Consider the following 18,513-nt stretch of genomic DNA (forward strand, 5'->3'; position numbering starts at 1 on the left):
CTCATGCGCACTCTTTCCCTCTGCCTCGTCGCCGCTGTCTTCACCACGTTGGCCCCGCAGGCAGGCGCCCAGGCACCCGCTGCCGCTCCGACCGCCAAAATCCGCGTCGTCACCCGTAACCTGGAGCCGTTCTCGTTTGAAAAAGATGGCCGCCGTGTCGGTTATGCGGCGGAATTGTGGGACCAGCTCGCCCGTGAGACCGGCGTGGAATACGACGTGCAAGTCGTCAAGACCGCGCAGGAAATCATCGACGCGTTGAAGGCCAAAACCGCCGATGTCGGAGTCGGTGCCATCAGCGTCACCGCCAAGCGTGAGGAAATCATCGACTTCACGCAGCCGTTCTATGAATCCGGCCTCCAGGTGCTCGTCTCCGGCTCCAGCGGCAGTTTTGCGGACAACATTTTCTCGCTCCTCGGCAATCTGTTCAATCTGGAGCTGATCGGCGCCTTCCTGCTGCTCCTGGTCACGATGTTCATCATCTCCCACCTCGTCTGGCGCTACGAACACAAGGTCAACGACGAGCAATGGCCGCCAGACTACAAGACCGGCATGTGGGAGTCGTTCTGGTGGACGATCAGCACGCTGCTTGTCGGTGGTGCGGACAACAAAGGCCCCGTCGGCATCGGCGGGCGCATCATCGCCATCGTGTGGATGCTGTTGAGCATCGTGCTCGTGTCCTTGCTCACGGCGTCGTTCACCACCACGCTGACCATCAACACCCTCCAGGGCGACATCAATGGCCCGGGCGATCTTCCTGGCCGCAAAGTCGCCACCGTCAAAGGCAGCACCACGGAAGGCACGCTCACCACCAAGGGGGCCAAGGTCGTGTCCTTCCTCACTCCGGCGGAGTGTGTCGTGGCGCTCAAGAGCGGTGATGTTCAGGCGGTTGTTTATGACGCCCCAGTGCTCCAATACGAAGCCGGCAAAATGAATGACGAAAAACTGCAAATGGTCGGCCCTGTGTTCGAGCGCCAGAACTACGCCTTCGCCCTCCAGCAGGACAGCACCCTGCGCGAGCGTCTCAACCAGGCTCTGCTGAAACTCTCGGAGCAGGGTGTCGGCAACGAGTTGCGGAAAAAGTACTTCGGCGAAGATCAGTAGGGCAAGGCGGTTGATGGTGAATAGTTGATGGTTGATCGACGGACCAGATGCGGTTGGCTCAGTGTCCGGCCCATCAACTATCAACTTATCAACCATCAACTGCGTCATGTCCGCCACCCCATCCACTCCAGGCATCCTCAGCACCATCGCAGCGGTGTTCCGGCAGAACCGCGTGCCCTGCCTGGTGCTGAATTTGTTCGCAGTCGCCCTGGTGGCCAGCTACTACCAGGTTCCGGCGCTGGCGGGCTTCTGGGAGTCGGTGGGAGACTTCAAGACGCACTGGTCGTTCGTCTTCTCCTGCGTCTCGACCATGTTTGCCGCAGCGATTATGCCCACCTTCATCCAGATGGCGATGGGCACGCTGCCGGCGGAGGGAAGATGGAAACGCCTCGCGCTGCTCATGCTGTTCTGGGGCTATCGCGGCATGGAGATTGATTTGTTTTACCGCTTTCAGAGCTGGCTCTTTGGCAATGGCCACGATGCGCGCACGCTCATCACCAAGGTCGTCGTCGATCAGTTTGTAATCAGCCCCATCTGGTTCGTTCCCACCTACGTCATCGCCCTGCGCTGGGTGGAGATGGGCGCTTCGTGGTCACGCACGCGGCCCACGCTCAACCGCGAGTTCTGGACGCGCACCTGCCCGATGGTGCTCATCACCAACTGGCTCATCTGGATTCCCGCCCTCGCCCTCGTTTACAGCCTTCCCGCCGCCTTGCAGTTCCCGCTGTTTTCCGTCGTCATGTGCTTCTTCATCCTCGTCGTGACGGTGATGACGCGGGGGAAGAATGGTGTTGATAAAGAAGGCTCGTGAATGCCTTCATTCCTGGCCCAGTAGTTTGCTGACATGACGAGTTCGTGGCTGGTTTCGATCTCGGCCCAACGGGCCGGTGGACTCAGCCCAGGGCGCCAGCCCTGGGTTGGTCGGTAAAATCATCGTTTCACCCAAGGTCGCGCTCCAACGGAGCGCGGGAGAGCCGCCGCAATCCCAAACGTATCGCTCGTCGAACTCCACTGCGTGTCTGATGAGGATTTTCCGGCACTCGTCCTGAAACCGTAAATTTTGGCGAGCGATTGAGGCATGGCGGCTGCAAGGCTGTTTTCCCGCGCTCCTTCAGAGCGCGACCGAATGAGGCCGGAGTGGGGGAATGCGCAATTCCCAGGGCTGGTGCCCTGGGCTGAGTCCTTCGGCCCGTTGGGCCGCCAGAGCTGGGTTCAGTGCCGCTTACCGCCAAAACTTCTCCACCGCCGCCACGAGGCCGGGGATGCTGTGGTCCTTGGCTTCGACATCGACGTTGAGGCCGCGCTCCTTGATGGCGGTGCTGGTGACGGGGCCGATACTGGCGATTTTGATGCCTTCAGGCAGGGCGACTTTGAGATTGAGGAAGTGCTCGACGGTGGAAGCGCTGGTGAAGGTGATCATGTCGGCTCCTTCGGCCTTCAGGCGGGCGAGGGCTTCGAGATTGTCCTCGGTTTCGGCGACGGTGCGGTAGGCAAGGCCTTCATCGACGATGGCACCCATGCCGGTGAGTTCGTTGGCGATGACTTCGCGCGTCTCCTCCGCCCGCACCCAGAGGACGTTCACGTTTTCCATGTTCTGATGGTCTTTGAAGGCTTTGACGAGGCCTTCGGCGACGAAGTTCTTCTCGGGCATCAGATCGACGGCCAGATGGCGGGCTTTGACTCGCTCCGCCGTGCTGGGGCCGACGCAGGCGATGCGCACACCGCCGATGCTGCGGGCGTCGTCGTAGAGCTTGTCGAACATGGTGAAGAAGGCATCCACACCGTTCGGGCTGGTGAAAATGATCCACTCATAGGTGTGGCAGTCCTGCACGAGTTCGCCAAAGAGCATGGGGTTCTGCGGTTCCACGATTTTGATGGTGGGCAGCTCGATGACATCGGCACCGAGCAGCGCGAGCTGCTTGCTGAGCACGCTGGCCTGCTGCCGCGTGCGGGTGACGACGATCTTCTTGCCAAACAGCGGGCGGTTTTCAAACCAGTTCAATTTCTCGCGCTCAGTGACGACATCGCCGATGACGGCGACTGCGGGTGCTTTGAAGCCGGCGGCCTTCACTTTGGCGGCGATGTCGGCCAGCGTGCCAACGAGTGTCTGCTGGTGCGTGTGAGTGGCCCAGCGCACCAGGGCGACGGGCGTTTCTGGCTTCGCGCCATGCTTCAAGAACTGCGTGGTGATCTCGTCGATGCGCTCCACGCCCATGAGGAAGACCTTGGTGCCGTCCGCCTGCGCGATCTTGGCGTAATTGAGCGCCGTGTCGGGTTTCGTCGGATCTTCGTGGCCGGTGAAGATGGTGAGCTGGGACGCATGTGACCGATGTGTGACTGGAATGCCCGCATACGCCGGTCCGGCGATGGCGGAGGTGATGCCGGGGACGATTTCAAATTTCACGCCGGCGTCATGCAATTCCGCGGCTTCTTCCGCACCACGGCCGAACAGAACCGGATCGCCGCCCTTCAAGCGTGTGACGGTTTTGCCTTCCTTGGCGAGCTGGACGATGAGCGCATTGATCTCCTCCTGCGGCAGGGTGTGATCCCCCGCTTTCTTGCCAACGTAGATGCGGTGCGTGCCGGGTTTGGCAAAGCGCAGGTGCTCGGGGTTGCAGAGGTAGTCATACACCAGCACGTCGGCGGCCTCGATGCATTCCTTGCCCTTGAGCGTGAGCAGTCCGGGATCGCCGGGACCGGCGCCGACGAGGTAACAAATGCCAGGGGAGGTTTTCTTGGAGGCCATGATGGGAAGGGGGCCGCCAAAGTGTCGAGACTGCGGAGCATGGCAAGGGCAGGCATGCAAACTCCAGAATGAAATGGAAGAACTGAAAATGAAGGAATGGCGGAACTGAAAATGCAATGCCGCAAAGCGTCATCGCAGCCAAAAGCGTTTTCATGCCCATTTGCAGTTTTCAGTTCCGCCATTCTCAGTTCTTCCATTTTTGGCTTTAGGATGAATCCCTTTTGCCGACGATTCGCCGTCGCTCCATAGTCGGCCATGCCTACTGCTGCTCCCATCACGCTCCATGTCCCATCTGCCTGCGCTCCATCTGCACCCGTGCTGCTGGCGATTTCGGGCGGACGCGACTCGGTGGCGCTGCTGCACCTGCTGCGGGAGGCGGGATTCACGAATCTGATCCTCTGCCATCTCAACCACGGCCTGCGGGGCGACGAATCCGATGGCGATGCGATGTTTGTGCAGCGCCTGGCAAAGAAATACGAGCTGAAGTGCGAGATCGAGGCAGCGCATGTCGCTGCACTGGCGAAGGAGCGGAAGATTTCGGTCGAAACAGCGGCCCGTGAGGCGCGGCATGCGTTTCTGCTGCGCATGGCGGAGAAGCATGACACTTGGATCGTCTTCCTGGCACATCACGCCGAGGATCAGGCAGAGACAATCCTCGCCAATCTCTGCCGTGGCAGCGGTCTGGCCGGTCTGGCAGGCATGCATGCCGCGCAACGTCTTGATTCCGGCCTGCATCTCGTGCGCCCGCTGCTGCACGTTCGGCGCAGCGAGATTGACGCGTATCTCAAATCGAAGCGCTGCAAGTTCCGCGAGGATTCGAGCAACACCTCGCCCAAACATCGCCGCAACCGGCTGCGACATGAGGCGCTGCCGTTATTGAACGACATCTTCGCCCGTGACGTGGTGCCGCAGGTCTTGCGGCTGGGATCGCTGGCGGAGCAGGATGACGATGGCTTGCAGCGGCAAGCTTTCGCGTTTTTAACCGCACCACAGCACGTGAATGAGGATCGTTCATTGCTGGTCACGCCGGAACTGCTCGCGTTGCACCCGGCGGTGCTGTCACGCGTGTTCGCGCTTTGGCTGCGCGAGGTCGTGGAACTGCCAGGCATCGAGCATGATGACATTGAAGCCGCGATGGCGATGCTCGCACCCAAGGGGCCTGCGAAGATCAATCTGCCGCATGATCGTCACCTGCGCCGGAAGGCAAAGCGGCTGTGGGTGGAGTGAAAGTAGTCCAGAGCTTTCATCCTTCGCAGTCCTGCTACGGAGAATGGATTAGCTCGTTCTGGGAGAGGCGTGAGCGCCTTCCAGAGCGAACTAAAGTTCTTAACTACTTTCTCCTCACCCTTCCAGGGTATGGATGAACAGGCCGCTGCGCAGCTTCGGTTCAAACCACGTACTCTTGGGCGGCATGATCTGGCCGATGTCGGAGATGGCCATGAGTTGATCGACGGTGGTCGGGAACATCGAGAAGGCGACGCTGAAGTCGCGGTTGTTCACGAGTTTTTCGAGTTCGGCCGTGCCACGGATGCCGCCGATGAAGTCGATGCGCTTGCTGGTGCGTGGATCGTCGATGCCGAGCACGGGTTTGAGCACGCGGTCTTGGAGGATGCTGACGTCGAGCTGGTCGATGGGACTGGCGTCCTTGGCGGCTTCCCAGGTCAGCTCATACCACTGGTCTTTGAGATACATGCAGCACTGACCCGGCTTCGTGGGAGATTTGAGCGTGGTGGTCTTCACCGTGAAAATCTCGCCGATCTTCTTGAGGAATTCCTCGCGGTCGTTGCAGTTGAGGTCCTTCACCGCACGGTTGTAGGGCAGGATTTTCAATTCGTTGCCGGGGAACAGCACGCTGAGGAACCAGTTGTAGTTTTCCTCGCCGGTGTGATTCGGATTGGCCTCGCGGCGCAGCTTGCTGACGCGGAAGGCGCTGGCGGCGCGGTGATGGCCGTCCGCGACGTAGGCGCAGGGCACCTGGCTCTCGAACAGGCCGGTCAACGAAACGCACAGGCCCAGATTGATCCGCCACAACTGATGCCGCACGCCATCAATGGCAGTGAAGTCGTTGATCGGTTTTTCGGCCTTCGTGAAGCTGTCAATCAAGGCACTGATGCCCGGACGCTGGCGGTAGGTGAGGAAAATCGGGCCGGTGTTCGCATTCAGGGCGTCCACGAGGTTGGTGCGGTCGTCTTCCTTGTCCTGCCGGGTCTTCTCATGCTTTTTGATGATGTCCTGCTCGTAATCCTCCGTGTGGCAGACGGTGACGAGGCCGGTCTGGCTGTGCCCGGCGATGATCTGGCGATAGAGATACATGCAGGGCTTGCTCTCGCGCACCAAGATACCCTGCGCCTGCAGCCGGTCGAAATTCTCGCGTGCTTTCGCATACACCGGCGCGGAATAGGGATCGACCTCGGTGTCGAGGTCGATCTCGGCACGGTCCACATGCAGCAGGCTGAACGGCTTGCCTTTGGCGAGAGCGGCGGCTTCCTCCCGATTGACCACGTCATATGGAACGGCGGCTACCTCGGGGGCGTTTTTCTGAGTGGGGACGAGACCTTTGAATGAGCGGATGCGCATAGGGCGGGATAGTTCGCGTGCGTGGCGTTGTCAATCCGCACTCTTTGGCTGATTCGCCTCATGGCTTTCGCGGGCGATCTTGCGGGCGGCGGAGACGATGTGGGTGCAGGCCTCGATGCAGAGCAGGGGGATGGCGTTCGGTGCGTGGTTGGGCTGTGTTTTAGACGCGGCCTCGTTCGCCATCTGCTGGGTGGCAGTGAGCGGCCAGAGGATGCGGCGCAGGCAGTTTTCGTTCGCGCAGCACTTGCCGATCAGCGCGTGTGCCTGGTCGTCGGTGATGGTGTTGGCGAAGCGATACATGCCGGTCTGGCGACCGAGAACATCACGCAGCGGCACGGCGGCGAGTTTGTTCTGTTCCAAGGCATGCGCCATGCCGAGGGCGGCGGGATAGAGGAAATCGAGGGCGAGCCGCAGATCATCGAGTGTTGCGAGATCGAGCCGCCAGCCGCGATTCAACGTGGGCGCGGAGTGCAGCGGGCGAAACACGCCGCTGGCGTCGTTGCGGGCGATAAACAGCGCATCATGGGCCTCGTGGTGGACTTGGAGATCGTCTTTGCCTCGATCGGCGATATGGCAGAGCGAAAAGGTGCCATCAGGATTCACGATGATGGCGATTTCGCCGATTTGATCACGACCGCCTTGAAGCCATGCGGCGAGCGCCTGAATGATTTCTGCTTTCTGCTTTCCTGTTTGTGCTTTTCCCCCGTGCTTGGCATCAAAATCATGCACCTGATCGAGAATCACGTCGGCCATGTGCGCTGCGGTGCCGATGGCACCGCTGTAGTAGAGCAGGCGGCCCTGGAGCTGGTGCGGGTTGTGATGGAAGACGCCGCTTTCACTCAAGGCTGCGCCGATTTCCTCGCGCATGCCGAGCAGGACGGGGATGTCCTGAAAACTGTGCAGGCCGTCGGCGATGAAGAAGGGGACGACGACAACATCTGGTGCGGTGGTCAGTTTGGCCCAGTCGGCGATGAAGGGTGCTTCCTCCATGTAGGTATCGACGACTTCGGCAAAGCCGTGGCCACCATCGCGAATGAGGGCGACCTGCGTTTCGATGACCTTGCGGGAGTTCTCGTTCAGGTTGGTGCCGTGACCGACGATGACGAGGCTGGTGCGGTCACGCGGCACGCCGGGCGCGACTTCATCGGCGCGTTGCAGCAGCAGGCGCGTCATGTTCGGGTGGATGCCGACCGGATCGCAATAGTAGATCGTTTTGCCATCGCGCTGCGTGATGGGGCCGTCGAGACGCAGTTCGCGCGGCAGCACCTGCTGGCAGAAGTAGCCTTCGCTGATGAAGTTCGGCACGATGTAGATGATATCGCTGTCCACCATCTCATAGACCTCACGCATGTTCGGCTCCTCCTTCCAGAAACAGCAGACGACTTCCCGGAAGATGCCGCGGCGGCGGATGGCGTCGGCATGGAGATGCGTGGGAGCGCTGGAGTCGGGATTCACGGTGGAACCGTGACCGACGATGATGAGGGCGGTGTGTTGGAGGGAGGACAAGGTGTGATAGGAGGGGGAAGTGCTCAGTGCTCAGTGCTTCTCCCGCTCTGACTGAGCACTGAGCACTGAGAACTGAGCACTTTTAGCCTGGGTTGTTTCATGGGAATGGCGTACGTCAGCCATGGCGGAAGCGGATGTCTTTGATCTTCGCGTCGGGCAGTTTCCCCTGGAGGCGCTTGAGGATTTTGACCTTTTCCTGCATGAGTGCGTGATGTGCGGAGGGTTGGATGAGGCGGACGGTCAGGACACCGCGTTCAAAGGCATCCGGGCGGGTCATTTTGAAGAGGAAGGTGCCGACGATCTCCTCCCACGCGGCAAGGATGTCCTCCAACTTCACGCGGTTGGCCATGCCGTACTTCGCCATGATCTGCGTGGCGAGATCGCCGACCTTGAGCGTGGGCAGGTCGATGAGCGGGCCGTTGTCCACGCCACGCCACGCGGAGAGCAGGTTATGGCGCAGGCGCATGGTGGCGGTGGGCTTGCGGTCGTTCATGGGCGCATGCTAGACGGCAATTGCCGCGTGCTAAATCGCAAATTTCAAATCTCGCAATCCCTGAGGGCACCGCTATGGATTCCGCCCGCCATTTTCCCCGCCATGTCCGACGCTACCCTTCCCATCGAGCACACCGACCCCATCAACGCCCAAATTCTCGCCGTGAGCGAGGACCGGGTGAAGGGCTTTCATCAGCAGCCATTCCAGTTCATCGCGGAGCAGAGCGGGCTGCCGTTTGACACCGTGGTGGAGCGCATCCGCGCCATGCTGAAGGCTGGGGTGATCCGCCGTGTGCGGCAGACCTTGCTGGCCAACAAACTCGCCGAAGGTGCGCTCGTGGCCTGGAAGGTGCCGCCGGAGAAGCTGGATGCCGCGTTCGACTTTCTGTTCAAACAAGACCCGTTCAGCGGCCACGTCGTCATGCGCAGCACGGACCGTGAGGTTAGTGGCAGCGACTATCGCCTGTGGACCACGTTGAAAGTGCCGCAGGATCACGCCATCAACGAGCACTGCGATGTGCTGGCGCGTCTGATCGGCGCGGAAAGCTACTACACGATGCAGGCGCACGGTATTTTCGCCCTCGGCGTCGGCCATGTGCGCCGCAAGACGATGGAGCCCGGTGAAAAGGCCGACGAACCGGCCAAGATGATGACCACGACTATCGCCGAACTTGATGCTGAGGAGTGGAATGTGCTCCTGCATCTCAAAGGCGATCTTGCCGCCGAAGAAATCGGCCCCGAGCCGTGGGCGGGCCGTGCGCAGGACGCTGGCGTCTCGCTGGAGCAATTCTGCGAGGTCGCCAAGCGCCTCGATGCCAAGGGCGTCATTGGCCGCCTCTCGACTTTTCTTGAGCACGTCAAACCGAGCGCCTCAGGCCAGCGTGTCACGCGCTTCAATGCGCTGTTCCACTGGAAGGTGCCGAAGGGCATGGAAGAACGCGCCGGTGGCGAAGTCGGACGTCATACCATCATGACACACGCCTACTGGCGTGAAGGCGGCGACCGCTTCGCCAATGTGAATATCATGGGCGTCATCCACGGCACCGACAAAGACACCGTGCTCACTCACAAGGCCGCCATCGACAAGCACCTCGCCGAGGTCGGCATCCCGCTCGAATACACCAACGTCTTCTGGGGTGGCCGCAGCGAGATCAAGCCCAGCGAGATCTCTCCCATCGTGTTTAAGGAATGGCACGCGAAGTGGAAGGATGTGCCGGGGCCAGTGGTGTGAGGTGTTTTTTGTTGGGCTGTTGTTCGTTCACAGACCATTCCATCGGACCGTTTAGCTTTTGATGCTGCCAAGCTTGGATGGCATTGATGCAAATGTCGTAGATGGAAGTTCATCTGCATTCAGCCGACGTTCGAGACGTGACTGGAAGCTCTGCCAACTGCGTGCGGCGCGTGCGCGGAAGTCGGCAGGTGTCACCTTGAGGCTGCGCAGGCAGTCGCGGTGGTCCCAGGCGACGACGGCGGCGGTGGCGCGGTGGATGGCTTGGAATTGCCAGCGCCAGAGGCGTTGCATGGCGGGGGTGAGTGTCTTCAAGCGCTCGAACAGGAAGTCGCGCTGGAAGGCGAGGTGGCCCATTTCATCCCGCAGGAGTTTTTTGGCGACGGTTTGGACGACGGGATCGCTGCAACGCAAGGCGAGGAGGCCGAAATAGACCTCGGCAATGAGTTCGGCGGTGAGGAGCACCTGGATGTTGAACTCGAGGTTCACCAGATCGCGCATCCAGCGGAAGATGGAGTTCGTCCATTGCTTCTGCAGCAAGTTGCCGCGCAGATGCGTGACGGTGCGTGCGAGCAGGGCGGCGTGGCTTTGCTCCTCGGTGACGAAGAGATCGACGGCACGCTGGTAGCCGCGAAGATTCTCCAGCGAGGCGATGCTGCGGGTGTAGCGGCGCAAACGTGTGCCACCGCCGCTTTCGCCGAGCTGAAACGTGGCGATGGAGCGGGCGAGGGCGGTGCGAACGTGTTCGGGAAGCTCGCAGGGGGCTGCGGGGAGCTTGAGATCGTGATTGAGGCGGGTGTTGGCCTCGAAGTGGTTGATCCAGTGTTGCGTGTTCATAGAGGTTCAATGTTCAGAGTTCAGTGTTCGATGTTGAATGTTCGTGATCAGGCGGCTTGGAGCATGGTGCGGAGAAATTCGTGCGCAGGCGTGCTGCGCAGCTCGGCGGCGATCTGGCGGAGGCGCTGCATGACGGCATCGACGGTTTCATCGAGCGTAGAGGTGCCGGCGGTGACGCCGACATTCCGGGCGTCGCGGAACCACGCGGGATCGAGTTCGTCGGGGCGTTCGATTTGCAGCGTGCGCAGGCCGTGCGCGGCGGCTTTTTGGGCAAGCTGGCGCGTGTTGTTGCTGTTGCGGCCGCCGATGACGACAATGTGGTCGCAATCGCGAATCAGATCATCCATCGCGGTTTGCCGCTGTTTCGTCGGATGGCAGATCGTGTCGATGAAACGCACCTCGGAGCTGCGGTGGAGGCGCTTGATGGCCTCGACGAGTCGCAGCGTGTTTTCGACGGGCTGCGTGGTCTGGGAGACGATGCCGAGCCGTGGATGCGCGGGAATTTGCGCGAGGTCGGCTTCTTCAAGCACGACGACGGCTTGCGGAAAGTCGCCGATGAGGCCGCGCACTTCGACGTGCTGGCTCTGACCGATGACGATTGGCTGGTAGCCATCGCTGACGAGTGTGGCGAGGGCGTGGTGGGCTTTTTTGACGAGCGGGCAGGTGGTGTCGATGACGCTGTGACCGGCGTTTTGCCAGGCGTGGCGGTGTTTGTCGGATGCGCCGTGGGCGGTGATGGCGACTTGCTGAGTCGTTGAACTGCTGAGGTCATCGAGATCACCGCGTTGAGCCCCGACGGCGGCGAGATGGCGATCGACAAGCGGATTGTGGACAAGCTGGCCGAGGATGGTCAGCGGGGCGCGTTGTGCAGCGGTGTGGGTGGTGCGCAGGGCGTCGCGGACGCCGAAGCACATGCCGTGATGTTGAGCGAGGATGATGTTCATGGTGTTGTTGGCTTTGTGGGACAAAGTGAATGGATAAAAAGAAGGAGAATCAGGCTTGTTGGGCGGCTTTGACGATCTCGCCGAGCACTTCGACGTAATCTTTGAAGGCTTTGCGACCGGCGGCGGTGAGTTCGTAGCTGGTGCGTGGGCGGGTGCCGGACTCGTCGCGGGTTTCCTTGATGTAACCGGCGGTGCCGAGGGTGCGGAGATGGGAGATGAGATTGCCGTCGCTCATGCCGAGTTCGGTTTTGAGATCCTGGAAGGCCCATTCGCCCCGCGTGGAGAGCAGCGTCATGATGGAGAGGCGGCCCTTTTCGTGGATGAGCTTGTCGATTTGATCGAAGTCGATCATTTCGGCTGCACCTCCGCAGGTTTCTGGGTGAGGAAGACAGCGAGGGCGTAAATGACATGCAGCAGGCCGAAAGTGAGACCCATGACGAGCGATGCGGGAGCCATGTCGCTGGAAAGAAGATCCACATCCCGGTTTGCCGCCCAGGCGAAGAACAGCAGCAGACCGGTAATGACAAAGGCCCAGCCAAGGCGGGGCAGGGAACGCGGCGAGAAGCTGGCGGTGCTGAGCAGGGCGAGGCCATAGCAAAGAATCCAGATCAGGGCGGCGAGCGTGAGATTGTGCAGGAAGACGATCAGGCCGATGCCAACGCAGCCGCCGACGAGCATCGGCGGCGCGAACGCACGCAGCGCCATGCGCATGCCTTCGGAAACGAAGGGCTGGCTGCGGCGTGCGGCCTCTTTGGCGAGCAAGACGACGTTTAATGCGGAAGCGATGCCGAGAATGATGAGCCAAGTGGCGAGGAAACACTTTTCACACATCACGGCGTCACCGTTGTTTGCCAAGGCGTGTTGTACCGGCCAGGCGGAAGCTGCGAGGGCCATCACACCACCGACCAGTGCCGCTGGCGCCGAAACGGCGCGGTAGATGTGCGCTTTTTCCATGAGGGAACGGATGATGCGGAGGTTCTCCAAGGCGGCGGCGGTCGTGCTCATGGGGACTCACTTTGCGCGCCAAAGTGAAGTGTGCAAGCGAAACTTTGTGATGCAAAGTGATCGCATCGAAGCATCCGAGCGCTGTAATCAGAGTTGGCAGGGGCTTATAATTACTATAAATTAAAGTTTGATGCCTCACGCTGCTGTTTCATCGCCTTTGCGCCGCCGGTCTCGTTTCGGGACGGGCCTGGGCAGGCATTACTTGTGGCTGCTCTTGGTTTTGGCAGGGCAGGGAACGAGTGTCGCAGCCGATCCGACGGCGGAGCAGCAGTATTGGCTGGAACTGACGAATCGCTTCCGCAGTTCTCCGCAGGCGGAGTTGCAGAAGCTGGTGAATTTTTCAGCGCCGGGCGTGTGGGGTACGCCGAAGTCGGATGATCCGAGCATCGTCAACGCGCTGAACTTTTTCGGCACCAGCGCCACCGATCTCAACTCGCAATTTGCCAGTCTCGTGGCGGCGCCGCCATTGGCGTGGAACAGCGCGCTGAATGCCTCGGCCACGACGTATTCCAATCTCATGGTCAGCAACGACCTGCAGTCACACACGCTGGATGGATTTAGCTTGAATCAACGTGTCGTGAACGGCGGCTACAGCACGAACTGGCTCGAAGTGGGCGAGAATCTGTTTGCCTCGACGCAGACGATCACGCACGGCCATGGCGGCTTTGTGATCGACTGGGGCGATGGCAATGGCGCGTCGCCCGGTTTTGGCAACGGTATTCAAAGTCCGGCCAGCCATCGTGACGTGCTGGTGGATTCGGCCTTCAAGGAAATAGGCATCGGTTTTCAAAGCGGCGCGATTCCTGGCGCCAATGTGGCGGCCATCGGCCCCTATGTCGTGACGCAGCATTTCGCCACGCAGTTCCGGTTTGATGGCGCGAGTTATTTCTCCGACGCGATCCTCACCGGCTCCGTGTATGAGGACACCATCGCTGCGGACGCCTTTTACACCCCGGGCGAAGGGATCGCTGGCGTGGCGGTCAATGTTTACAACGATACGAGCGGCATTCTGGTCGCGAGTGGATTCAGCAACAGCGCCGGCGGCTTCAATGTGTCGCTCGCTGGGCTCACGGACGGCGTTGTTTATCGAGTGGAAGCGCCTGACACCGCTTTGCCTGCGCAGACGTTCACCCTCAATGCGCACACCGAAGACTATGGCGCTCCCGTGATCTTCTATGACAATGTCTATTCGTCCTTCATGATGGTCCCAGAGCCTGGCAGCCTGTTGCTTTGCCTCGCCGCAGGCATGCTGATGCTTCGCACTCGTTCACGCCGTCCTCTTTGCTGATTCGCCATGAAATCACTCATCTTGTTGCTCCTGTCCGTTGTTTCTCTCTTTGCCCAGGTCCCGGCATCACGGCTCGCCACGGAGATTCGTGCGATCATCGACGAGTACGAAAACTCTGTGCGTGCCAACACGCAGAAGCTCATCGCCGCGGCCACGGAGGAGGAGAAAAACAAGTTTCGCGCCAGCATCCCCAGCGCCGGGCCTTACGCGACGAAGATGATGAAGCTGGTGCAGACCAACCTGGATCAGCCGGATGTCGTAAAAGGTGTGAACTGGCTGGTGACGGGCGCTGCGAGTTTTCCCGAAGGCCAGGAGGCGCTGAAGATACTCGGCACCACCTTCGCTGGCAGCAAGGGCATCGCTGAAGCGATCAAGCAGCTCGAATACCACGGTCTGCCCGCCGAGCCGGTGCTCAAGGCCGTGATCGAGAAGAACACGAATCCCGAGGAGAAAGCGGCGGCGCTCTACGCCCTCGGCGCGATACACTTCAAAAACTTCGACGCCTCCGCTGATCGCGTTTCCGCAGCCGCATCGAAGGAAAAGGCACTGGAATACTTCCAGCAGCTCAATGCCAAATACGCGGATGTCACCATCCAGGGCTTCAAGCTCTCCGATTTCGCCTTCAAGATGCTGTTTGAGATGATGAGTCTCCAGGTCGGTTGCGAAGCGCCGGAGATCGAGGGCAAGGATGCGGACGGTGTCAGCTTCAAGCTCAGCGATTACCGTGGCAAACACGTCATCGTCATCTTCTGGGGCGGCTGGTGCCATGCCTGTCACGGCATCCTGCCGCTCATGAATCAAACGGCAGCGCAGCTCAAAGACAAAAACGCCCTCGTCCTCGGCGTGAACACCGACATCGAGACCGAGGCCAAAAAAGCGCTCGCCGACTACCAGGTCAGCTTCCGCAACATCCTCGACAACACCAGCAGCGGCCCCAACACCACGCTCTACAACCTGCGCAATTTTCCAACGCTTTACCTGATCGATCCCAAGGGCGTGATCGCCATCAAGAACGGGTCGTTGGATGCGATGGTGAACCAGATCAACGCGGCCAAATAGCCTAGGGTCCATCGGGTTTGAGAAGCGGGTCGGCGGGTCTTTTCAGCTTCACGGATGGTTTAGATGTATTAAAAACTTGCCATTTCTATGAAAAACCATAATTATATGGCATTGTGAGGCTGGTTTGGGCCTCTTTTCACATGCTGCCTCTTATAGACCAAATTCTTGCAGATTCCGGCTGCGCCGATCTTCCTGCCGTGCGGCAGGCAGTGGAGGAGGCTTGCTACAATCAAACGTCGTTCGTCGATGCCGTGCTGGATTGCGAAGGCGTGCGTGAACGTGATTTTCTGACGGCACTCGCGAAGACACTCGGCCTGCCATGGTGGGAACCAAAGGATGAAGATCAGCCGACCGAGCAGGGCATGCGTCGCATGCTTCCCGCTGAGATCGCATTGCGTCATCGTTTGTTGCCGATTTTCACCGAGGAAACTCAAAGTGACGACGGCACCGAGCCTGCCCGCACGCTTCATATCGCCACCTTTGATCCGCTGAGCCTTGTCGCGCATCAACGCGTGGCCGCAAGTCTCGCGATGCCGGTCATCTGGCATGTGGGGCAGCGCACCCGCATCGTCGAGGGTCTGCAAAAGCTCTACGGCCTCGGTGCGGACACGTTCGAGAAGATTTTGCGCGGTCGCGCTGACTGGGGCGCGGAGGATTTGCGCGATGAAGTAACCGTGCTTGATGAACCCGAGGACGAGGAAGCCTCCGTCGTGCGCTTCGTGAATCAAATCATCCGCCGCGGACTCGAGCAACGCGCCACGGACATCCACGTCGAGCCGCAGCAGGATCGTTTGCGTATTCGCTACCGCATTGACGGCCGTCTCGAAGAACTCGCCGTCCCCGAAAACATCAAATCGCTCCAGGCCTCCGTGATTGCGCGCCTGAAGATCATGGCACGTCTCGACATCGCCGAAAAGCGTCTGCCACAGGATGGTCGCATCAATCTCGAACTCGACGGCCTCGCCATCGACGTGCGTGTCGCCACCATTCCCTCCGTCGAAGGCGAAAGCATCAGCCTGCGTCTCCTTGCGCAGCAGCAGGTCACCGTGAACCGCCTTGGTCTCACCGACAACATCCGCCCCGTCGTCGATGAACTGCTCAAGCTGCCCAACGGCATCATCCTCATCACCGGCCCCACCGGCAGCGGCAAATCGACGACGCTGTACGCCTTCCTCACTGATCTCAATCAAACGCATCGCCGCATTGTCACCATCGAAGATCCGGTCGAATACAAGATGCCCGGCATCGTGCAGATCGCCGTGAAACCCGAGATCGGCCTCACCTTCGGTGCTGGTCTGCGCAGCATCCTGCGTGGCGATCCGAATGTCGTCATGATCGGGGAAATGCGCGACCTTGAAACCACCGAGATCGCCGTGCGCGCCGCGCTCACCGGCCACTTGGTTTTCAGCACCCTTCACACCAACGACGCCATCGGTGGCATCACGCGCCTCATCGACATGGGAGTCGAGCCGTTTCTGGTCTCCAGCGCTGTGCGTGCATTCTTCGCGCAGCGTCTTGTGAGAAAGCTCTGCCCATTGTGCAAAGTCCCCACGCAGGTGGAGGAGAGCTATTTGAAGTCCATCGGCTTCCCCTCACATCTGCCCGGAAAAATCATGCGTGCTGTCGGATGCGAAGCCTGCCGCAGCAGTGGTTTCCAAGGCCGTCTCTCGATTTACGAAGTCTGCCTCGTCACGCACGCCTTGCAGCACCTCATCAACAGCCGTGCGCATCCCGCCGAGTTTCACAAACAGGCCATCAAGGACGGTTACATCCCGATGCGCGGCTACGGTTTCCAGAAAGTGCTCAGCGGCGAAACCACCATCGAAGAGGTGCTCTCCGTCACCGCGGCTTCGGATCGTCAGCACAATCCACAAACCACCACCATCGCCGCACCCACCCGTCTCGCCGCATGAAAACCTCCTCAACAAAGTGCTCAGTGCCGAGTGCTCAGTTCTCAGTCAGCGCCCTCTCGCCAAAACTGAGCACTGAGCACTGAGCACTTCTCCCCATTCTCCTCATGCCCACCTTCGTTTACAGCGCTCATGGCCCCGCCGGTCTCATCACTGGCGAACTCGCTGCGTCGGATCGCAGCGAGGCCTTTGCGCTGTTGGGCAAAAAGAAAATCCAGCCCATCAAGCTCGAAGCCGCTGGCGAAACCAAGTCGGTCGCTAAAACAAAACAGGTCGTCACGACCACCGAAACCATCACCGGTCTCATCAAGCTCAAACTCCCGCAGGTCGTGCTGTTCATCGAAGAACTCGCCGATCTCGTTGGTGCTGGCATTCAGCTTGAACCTGCGCTCGCCACGATGGAGCGCCGTCGTGAACTCTCTGGCATCAAAACACTCGCCACCGTGCTGCGTGGCAAAGTGCGTGATGGCATGGCATTTTCCAAAGCCGTCGCCGCCACCAGCCCCAGCTTTGGCAAACTCTTCTGCGCTCTTGTCTCCGCTGGTGAGGCCAGCGGATCGCTCAGCACCATCTTGAAGCGTCAGGCGCAGTACATGCGCGCCTTGCAGGCGCTGAAGTCAAAAGTGCTCTCCGCGCTGCTCTATCCGGCCTTCCTCATTGTCGCGGCGATCTCCGTCACACTGCTATTCGTCGTTTATCTCATTCCGAAGCTCACCGAGATGCTTGATTCGACCGGTGGATCACTCCCGCTTGCCGCACAGATCATTTTGAAGGTCAGCGACACCTTTAAAGCCACCTGGTGGATGATCATTCTCGGTGGCGTCGCCAGTTACATCATCGGCAAGGCCTGGATCGCACGCCCTGAGTCCGCCATTCCGTGGGCACGCTTCAAACTGCGCATTCCGCTCTTCGGCAACATCTTCCGCGCCCGCTTCTACGTCCAATTCCTCGAAACGATGGCCAATCTCCTCGGCAATGGCCTCACGATGGTGCAGTCCATGCAGCTCACGCATCAGGCCATCGACAATCCCCATCTGCGCCAGGAATTCGAAAGCGTCATGCGTCATGTCGGCGAAGGCGTCGCGCTTTCTCGTGCGCTTGACCGCAGCGCGCAGTTCCCACCGCTGCTCATCGACATGGTCAACGTGGGCGAGCAGACCGGCGACATGTCCGCCGCGCTCACTCGCGCCGCTGAGCGCTTCGACCGCGAGTTGAGCAAGAAGATCGATACGCTCGCCGCGCTCATCCAGCCCCTCATCGTCTGCCTCATGGCCGCTATGGTCGGTCTCATGGCCTACCTCATGATGACCACGATCTTCCAAACCATTTCCAGCATCAACAAATAGCAAACCACCATGAAACACACGCAAATCCAACATCGCCATTCGACCTCGGGCTTCACGCTCGTCGAAATGATCCTTGTGCTCGCCATCGTCGCGCTGCTCGTCGGCGCTGCGGTCGTCAATTTTGGTGGCGTTCTTGAAGGCGGCAAAAAAACCACCTCAAAAGGTCACATCAGCGGCATCATTTCGGCTCTTCGTGCTTACGAGGTGGACAACATGTTCCTGCCCACCAGCGAACAGGGCCTCTCGGCCCTCGTGGAGAAGCCCACGGGACGCCCTGCGCCGCAGAGCTGGAGCCCCAAGCTCAAAAAGCTTCCCATCGATCCCTGGGGCAACCCATACAACTACCGTCGTCCCGGCTCCAAAGACAAAACTGGCTTCGATGTCTATTCCGCCGGTCCAGACGGCGTTGCGGGTAATGCGGACGACATCGGTAGTTGGGACATCTGAACGGCTGCGCCGTTAATGACGAATGAC

At 60.0% G+C, this 18,513-nt stretch carries 17 protein-coding genes; 9 read left to right on the forward strand and 8 right to left on the reverse strand.

All coding sequences use genetic code 11. The features are described 5' to 3' along the window. Positions 1-3 precede the first annotated feature (3 nt). Together ACKVY0_RS19535 and ACKVY0_RS19540 are read left to right on the forward strand one after the other, a co-directional pair. Positions 4-1,101: a transporter substrate-binding domain-containing protein gene (locus ACKVY0_RS19535; RefSeq protein ID WP_409216518.1), complete on the forward strand. Its 1,098-nt coding sequence runs from the start codon at positions 4-6 to the stop codon at positions 1,099-1,101. 106 nt (positions 1,102-1,207) lie between these two features. Beyond that, positions 1,208-1,912 carry a hypothetical protein gene (locus ACKVY0_RS19540; RefSeq protein ID WP_409216519.1) on the forward strand — a complete coding sequence of 235 codons (705 nt, stop codon included), beginning with the start codon at positions 1,208-1,210 and terminating at the stop codon, positions 1,910-1,912. A gap of 411 nt (positions 1,913-2,323) precedes the next feature. On the opposite strand, the gene cobA is transcribed toward ACKVY0_RS19540, so the two are convergent. Continuing rightward, the gene (gene cobA / locus ACKVY0_RS19545; protein WP_409216520.1) at positions 2,324-3,847 is read right to left on the reverse strand and encodes a uroporphyrinogen-III C-methyltransferase; all 1,524 of its coding nucleotides are present in this window, start codon (positions 3,845-3,847) and stop codon (positions 2,324-2,326) included. A 255-nt stretch (positions 3,848-4,102) separates the two neighbouring features. Between cobA and tilS the strand changes: the two genes are divergently transcribed. Then, positions 4,103-5,074: a tRNA lysidine(34) synthetase TilS gene (gene tilS, locus ACKVY0_RS19550; protein WP_409216521.1), complete on the forward strand. Its 972-nt coding sequence runs from the start codon at positions 4,103-4,105 to the stop codon at positions 5,072-5,074. A gap of 114 nt (positions 5,075-5,188) precedes the next feature. Here the strand turns inward: tilS and ACKVY0_RS19555 are convergent, their stop codons facing one another. The 3 genes from ACKVY0_RS19555 to ACKVY0_RS19565 form a co-directional block, all read right to left on the reverse strand. Further along, positions 5,189-6,424: a DUF1015 domain-containing protein gene (locus tag ACKVY0_RS19555; protein WP_409216522.1), complete on the reverse strand. Its 1,236-nt coding sequence runs from the start codon at positions 6,422-6,424 to the stop codon at positions 5,189-5,191. A 30-nt stretch (positions 6,425-6,454) separates the two neighbouring features. Next, on the reverse strand, positions 6,455-7,930 hold the full coding sequence (locus tag ACKVY0_RS19560; RefSeq protein ID WP_409216523.1) for a CbiX/SirB N-terminal domain-containing protein: 1,476 nt from the start codon (positions 7,928-7,930) through the stop codon (positions 6,455-6,457). Between the two features lie 115 nt (positions 7,931-8,045). Then, on the reverse strand, positions 8,046-8,423 hold the full coding sequence (locus ACKVY0_RS19565; protein ID WP_409216524.1) for a DUF721 domain-containing protein: 378 nt from the start codon (positions 8,421-8,423) through the stop codon (positions 8,046-8,048). A gap of 102 nt (positions 8,424-8,525) precedes the next feature. On the opposite strand from ACKVY0_RS19565, the gene ACKVY0_RS19570 reads away from it, so the two are divergent. Beyond that, positions 8,526-9,653: an Lrp/AsnC family transcriptional regulator gene (locus ACKVY0_RS19570; protein ID WP_409216525.1), complete on the forward strand. Its 1,128-nt coding sequence runs from the start codon at positions 8,526-8,528 to the stop codon at positions 9,651-9,653. Positions 9,654-9,704: 51 nt separating this feature from the next. Here ACKVY0_RS19570 and ACKVY0_RS19575 read toward each other — a convergent pair whose 3' ends face one another. The 4 genes from ACKVY0_RS19575 to ACKVY0_RS19590 are packed head-to-tail and all read right to left on the reverse strand — an operon-like array spanning position 9,705 to position 12,436. Continuing rightward, on the reverse strand, positions 9,705-10,487 hold the full coding sequence (locus ACKVY0_RS19575) for a hypothetical protein (protein WP_409216526.1): 783 nt from the start codon (positions 10,485-10,487) through the stop codon (positions 9,705-9,707). A gap of 47 nt (positions 10,488-10,534) precedes the next feature. Then, a complete protein-coding gene (ispH, locus tag ACKVY0_RS19580; RefSeq protein ID WP_409216527.1) occupies positions 10,535-11,431 on the reverse strand; it encodes a 4-hydroxy-3-methylbut-2-enyl diphosphate reductase in 897 nt (298 codons plus the stop codon). Positions 11,432-11,480: 49 nt separating this feature from the next. Then, positions 11,481-11,783: a transcriptional regulator gene (locus ACKVY0_RS19585; RefSeq protein WP_409216528.1), complete on the reverse strand. Its 303-nt coding sequence runs from the start codon at positions 11,781-11,783 to the stop codon at positions 11,481-11,483. Then, positions 11,780-12,436: a hypothetical protein gene (locus ACKVY0_RS19590; protein WP_409216529.1), complete on the reverse strand. Its 657-nt coding sequence runs from the start codon at positions 12,434-12,436 to the stop codon at positions 11,780-11,782. Before ACKVY0_RS19590 ends, ACKVY0_RS19585 begins: the two co-directional genes overlap by 4 nt. 157 nt (positions 12,437-12,593) lie before the next feature. On the opposite strand from ACKVY0_RS19590, the gene ACKVY0_RS19595 reads away from it, so the two are divergent. The 5 genes from ACKVY0_RS19595 (at position 12,594) to gspG (ending at position 18,486) form a co-directional block, all read left to right on the forward strand. Then, on the forward strand, positions 12,594-13,724 hold the full coding sequence (locus ACKVY0_RS19595; protein WP_409216530.1) for a CAP domain-containing protein: 1,131 nt from the start codon (positions 12,594-12,596) through the stop codon (positions 13,722-13,724). Between the two features lie 6 nt (positions 13,725-13,730). Next, positions 13,731-14,783, forward strand: a complete 1,053-nt coding sequence (locus ACKVY0_RS19600; RefSeq protein WP_409216531.1) for a peroxiredoxin family protein — start codon at positions 13,731-13,733, stop codon at positions 14,781-14,783. A 140-nt stretch (positions 14,784-14,923) separates the two neighbouring features. Next, positions 14,924-16,696, forward strand: a complete 1,773-nt coding sequence (locus tag ACKVY0_RS19605) for a GspE/PulE family protein (RefSeq protein WP_409216532.1) — start codon at positions 14,924-14,926, stop codon at positions 16,694-16,696. A 104-nt stretch (positions 16,697-16,800) separates the two neighbouring features. After that, positions 16,801-18,039 carry a type II secretion system F family protein gene (locus tag ACKVY0_RS19610; protein ID WP_409216533.1) on the forward strand — a complete coding sequence of 413 codons (1,239 nt, stop codon included), beginning with the start codon at positions 16,801-16,803 and terminating at the stop codon, positions 18,037-18,039. 9 nt (positions 18,040-18,048) lie between these two features. Further along, entirely contained in the window at positions 18,049-18,486 is a 438-nt protein-coding gene (gspG, locus tag ACKVY0_RS19615; RefSeq protein ID WP_409216534.1) for a type II secretion system major pseudopilin GspG, read from the forward strand. The last annotated feature ends 27 nt before the right edge of the window (positions 18,487-18,513 follow it).

The organism is Prosthecobacter sp., assembly GCF_046154365.1.
Classification (GTDB): domain Bacteria; phylum Verrucomicrobiota; class Verrucomicrobiia; order Verrucomicrobiales; family Verrucomicrobiaceae; genus Prosthecobacter.

Excerpts from the sequence above, each read along its gene's own strand:
- ACKVY0_RS19535 (WP_409216518.1), top strand. The coding sequence starts at position 4 with ATGCGCACTCTTTCCCTCTGCCTCGTCGCCGCTGTCTTCACCACGTTG.
- ACKVY0_RS19540 (WP_409216519.1), top strand. The coding sequence starts at position 1,208 with ATGTCCGCCACCCCATCCACTCCAGGCATCCTCAGCACCATCGCAGCG.
- cobA (WP_409216520.1), bottom strand. The coding sequence starts at position 3,847 with ATGGCCTCCAAGAAAACCTCCCCTGGCATTTGTTACCTCGTCGGCGCC.
- tilS (WP_409216521.1), top strand. The coding sequence starts at position 4,103 with ATGCCTACTGCTGCTCCCATCACGCTCCATGTCCCATCTGCCTGCGCT.
- ACKVY0_RS19555 (WP_409216522.1), bottom strand. The coding sequence starts at position 6,424 with ATGCGCATCCGCTCATTCAAAGGTCTCGTCCCCACTCAGAAAAACGCC.
- ACKVY0_RS19565 (WP_409216524.1), bottom strand. The coding sequence starts at position 8,423 with ATGAACGACCGCAAGCCCACCGCCACCATGCGCCTGCGCCATAACCTG.
- ACKVY0_RS19570 (WP_409216525.1), top strand. The coding sequence starts at position 8,526 with ATGTCCGACGCTACCCTTCCCATCGAGCACACCGACCCCATCAACGCC.
- ACKVY0_RS19575 (WP_409216526.1), bottom strand. The coding sequence starts at position 10,487 with ATGAACACGCAACACTGGATCAACCACTTCGAGGCCAACACCCGCCTC.
- ispH (WP_409216527.1), bottom strand. The coding sequence starts at position 11,431 with ATGAACATCATCCTCGCTCAACATCACGGCATGTGCTTCGGCGTCCGC.
- ACKVY0_RS19585 (WP_409216528.1), bottom strand. The coding sequence starts at position 11,783 with ATGATCGACTTCGATCAAATCGACAAGCTCATCCACGAAAAGGGCCGC.
- ACKVY0_RS19590 (WP_409216529.1), bottom strand. The coding sequence starts at position 12,436 with ATGAGCACGACCGCCGCCGCCTTGGAGAACCTCCGCATCATCCGTTCC.
- ACKVY0_RS19600 (WP_409216531.1), top strand. The coding sequence starts at position 13,731 with ATGAAATCACTCATCTTGTTGCTCCTGTCCGTTGTTTCTCTCTTTGCC.
- ACKVY0_RS19605 (WP_409216532.1), top strand. The coding sequence starts at position 14,924 with ATGCTGCCTCTTATAGACCAAATTCTTGCAGATTCCGGCTGCGCCGAT.
- ACKVY0_RS19610 (WP_409216533.1), top strand. The coding sequence starts at position 16,801 with ATGCCCACCTTCGTTTACAGCGCTCATGGCCCCGCCGGTCTCATCACT.
- gspG (WP_409216534.1), top strand. The coding sequence starts at position 18,049 with ATGAAACACACGCAAATCCAACATCGCCATTCGACCTCGGGCTTCACG.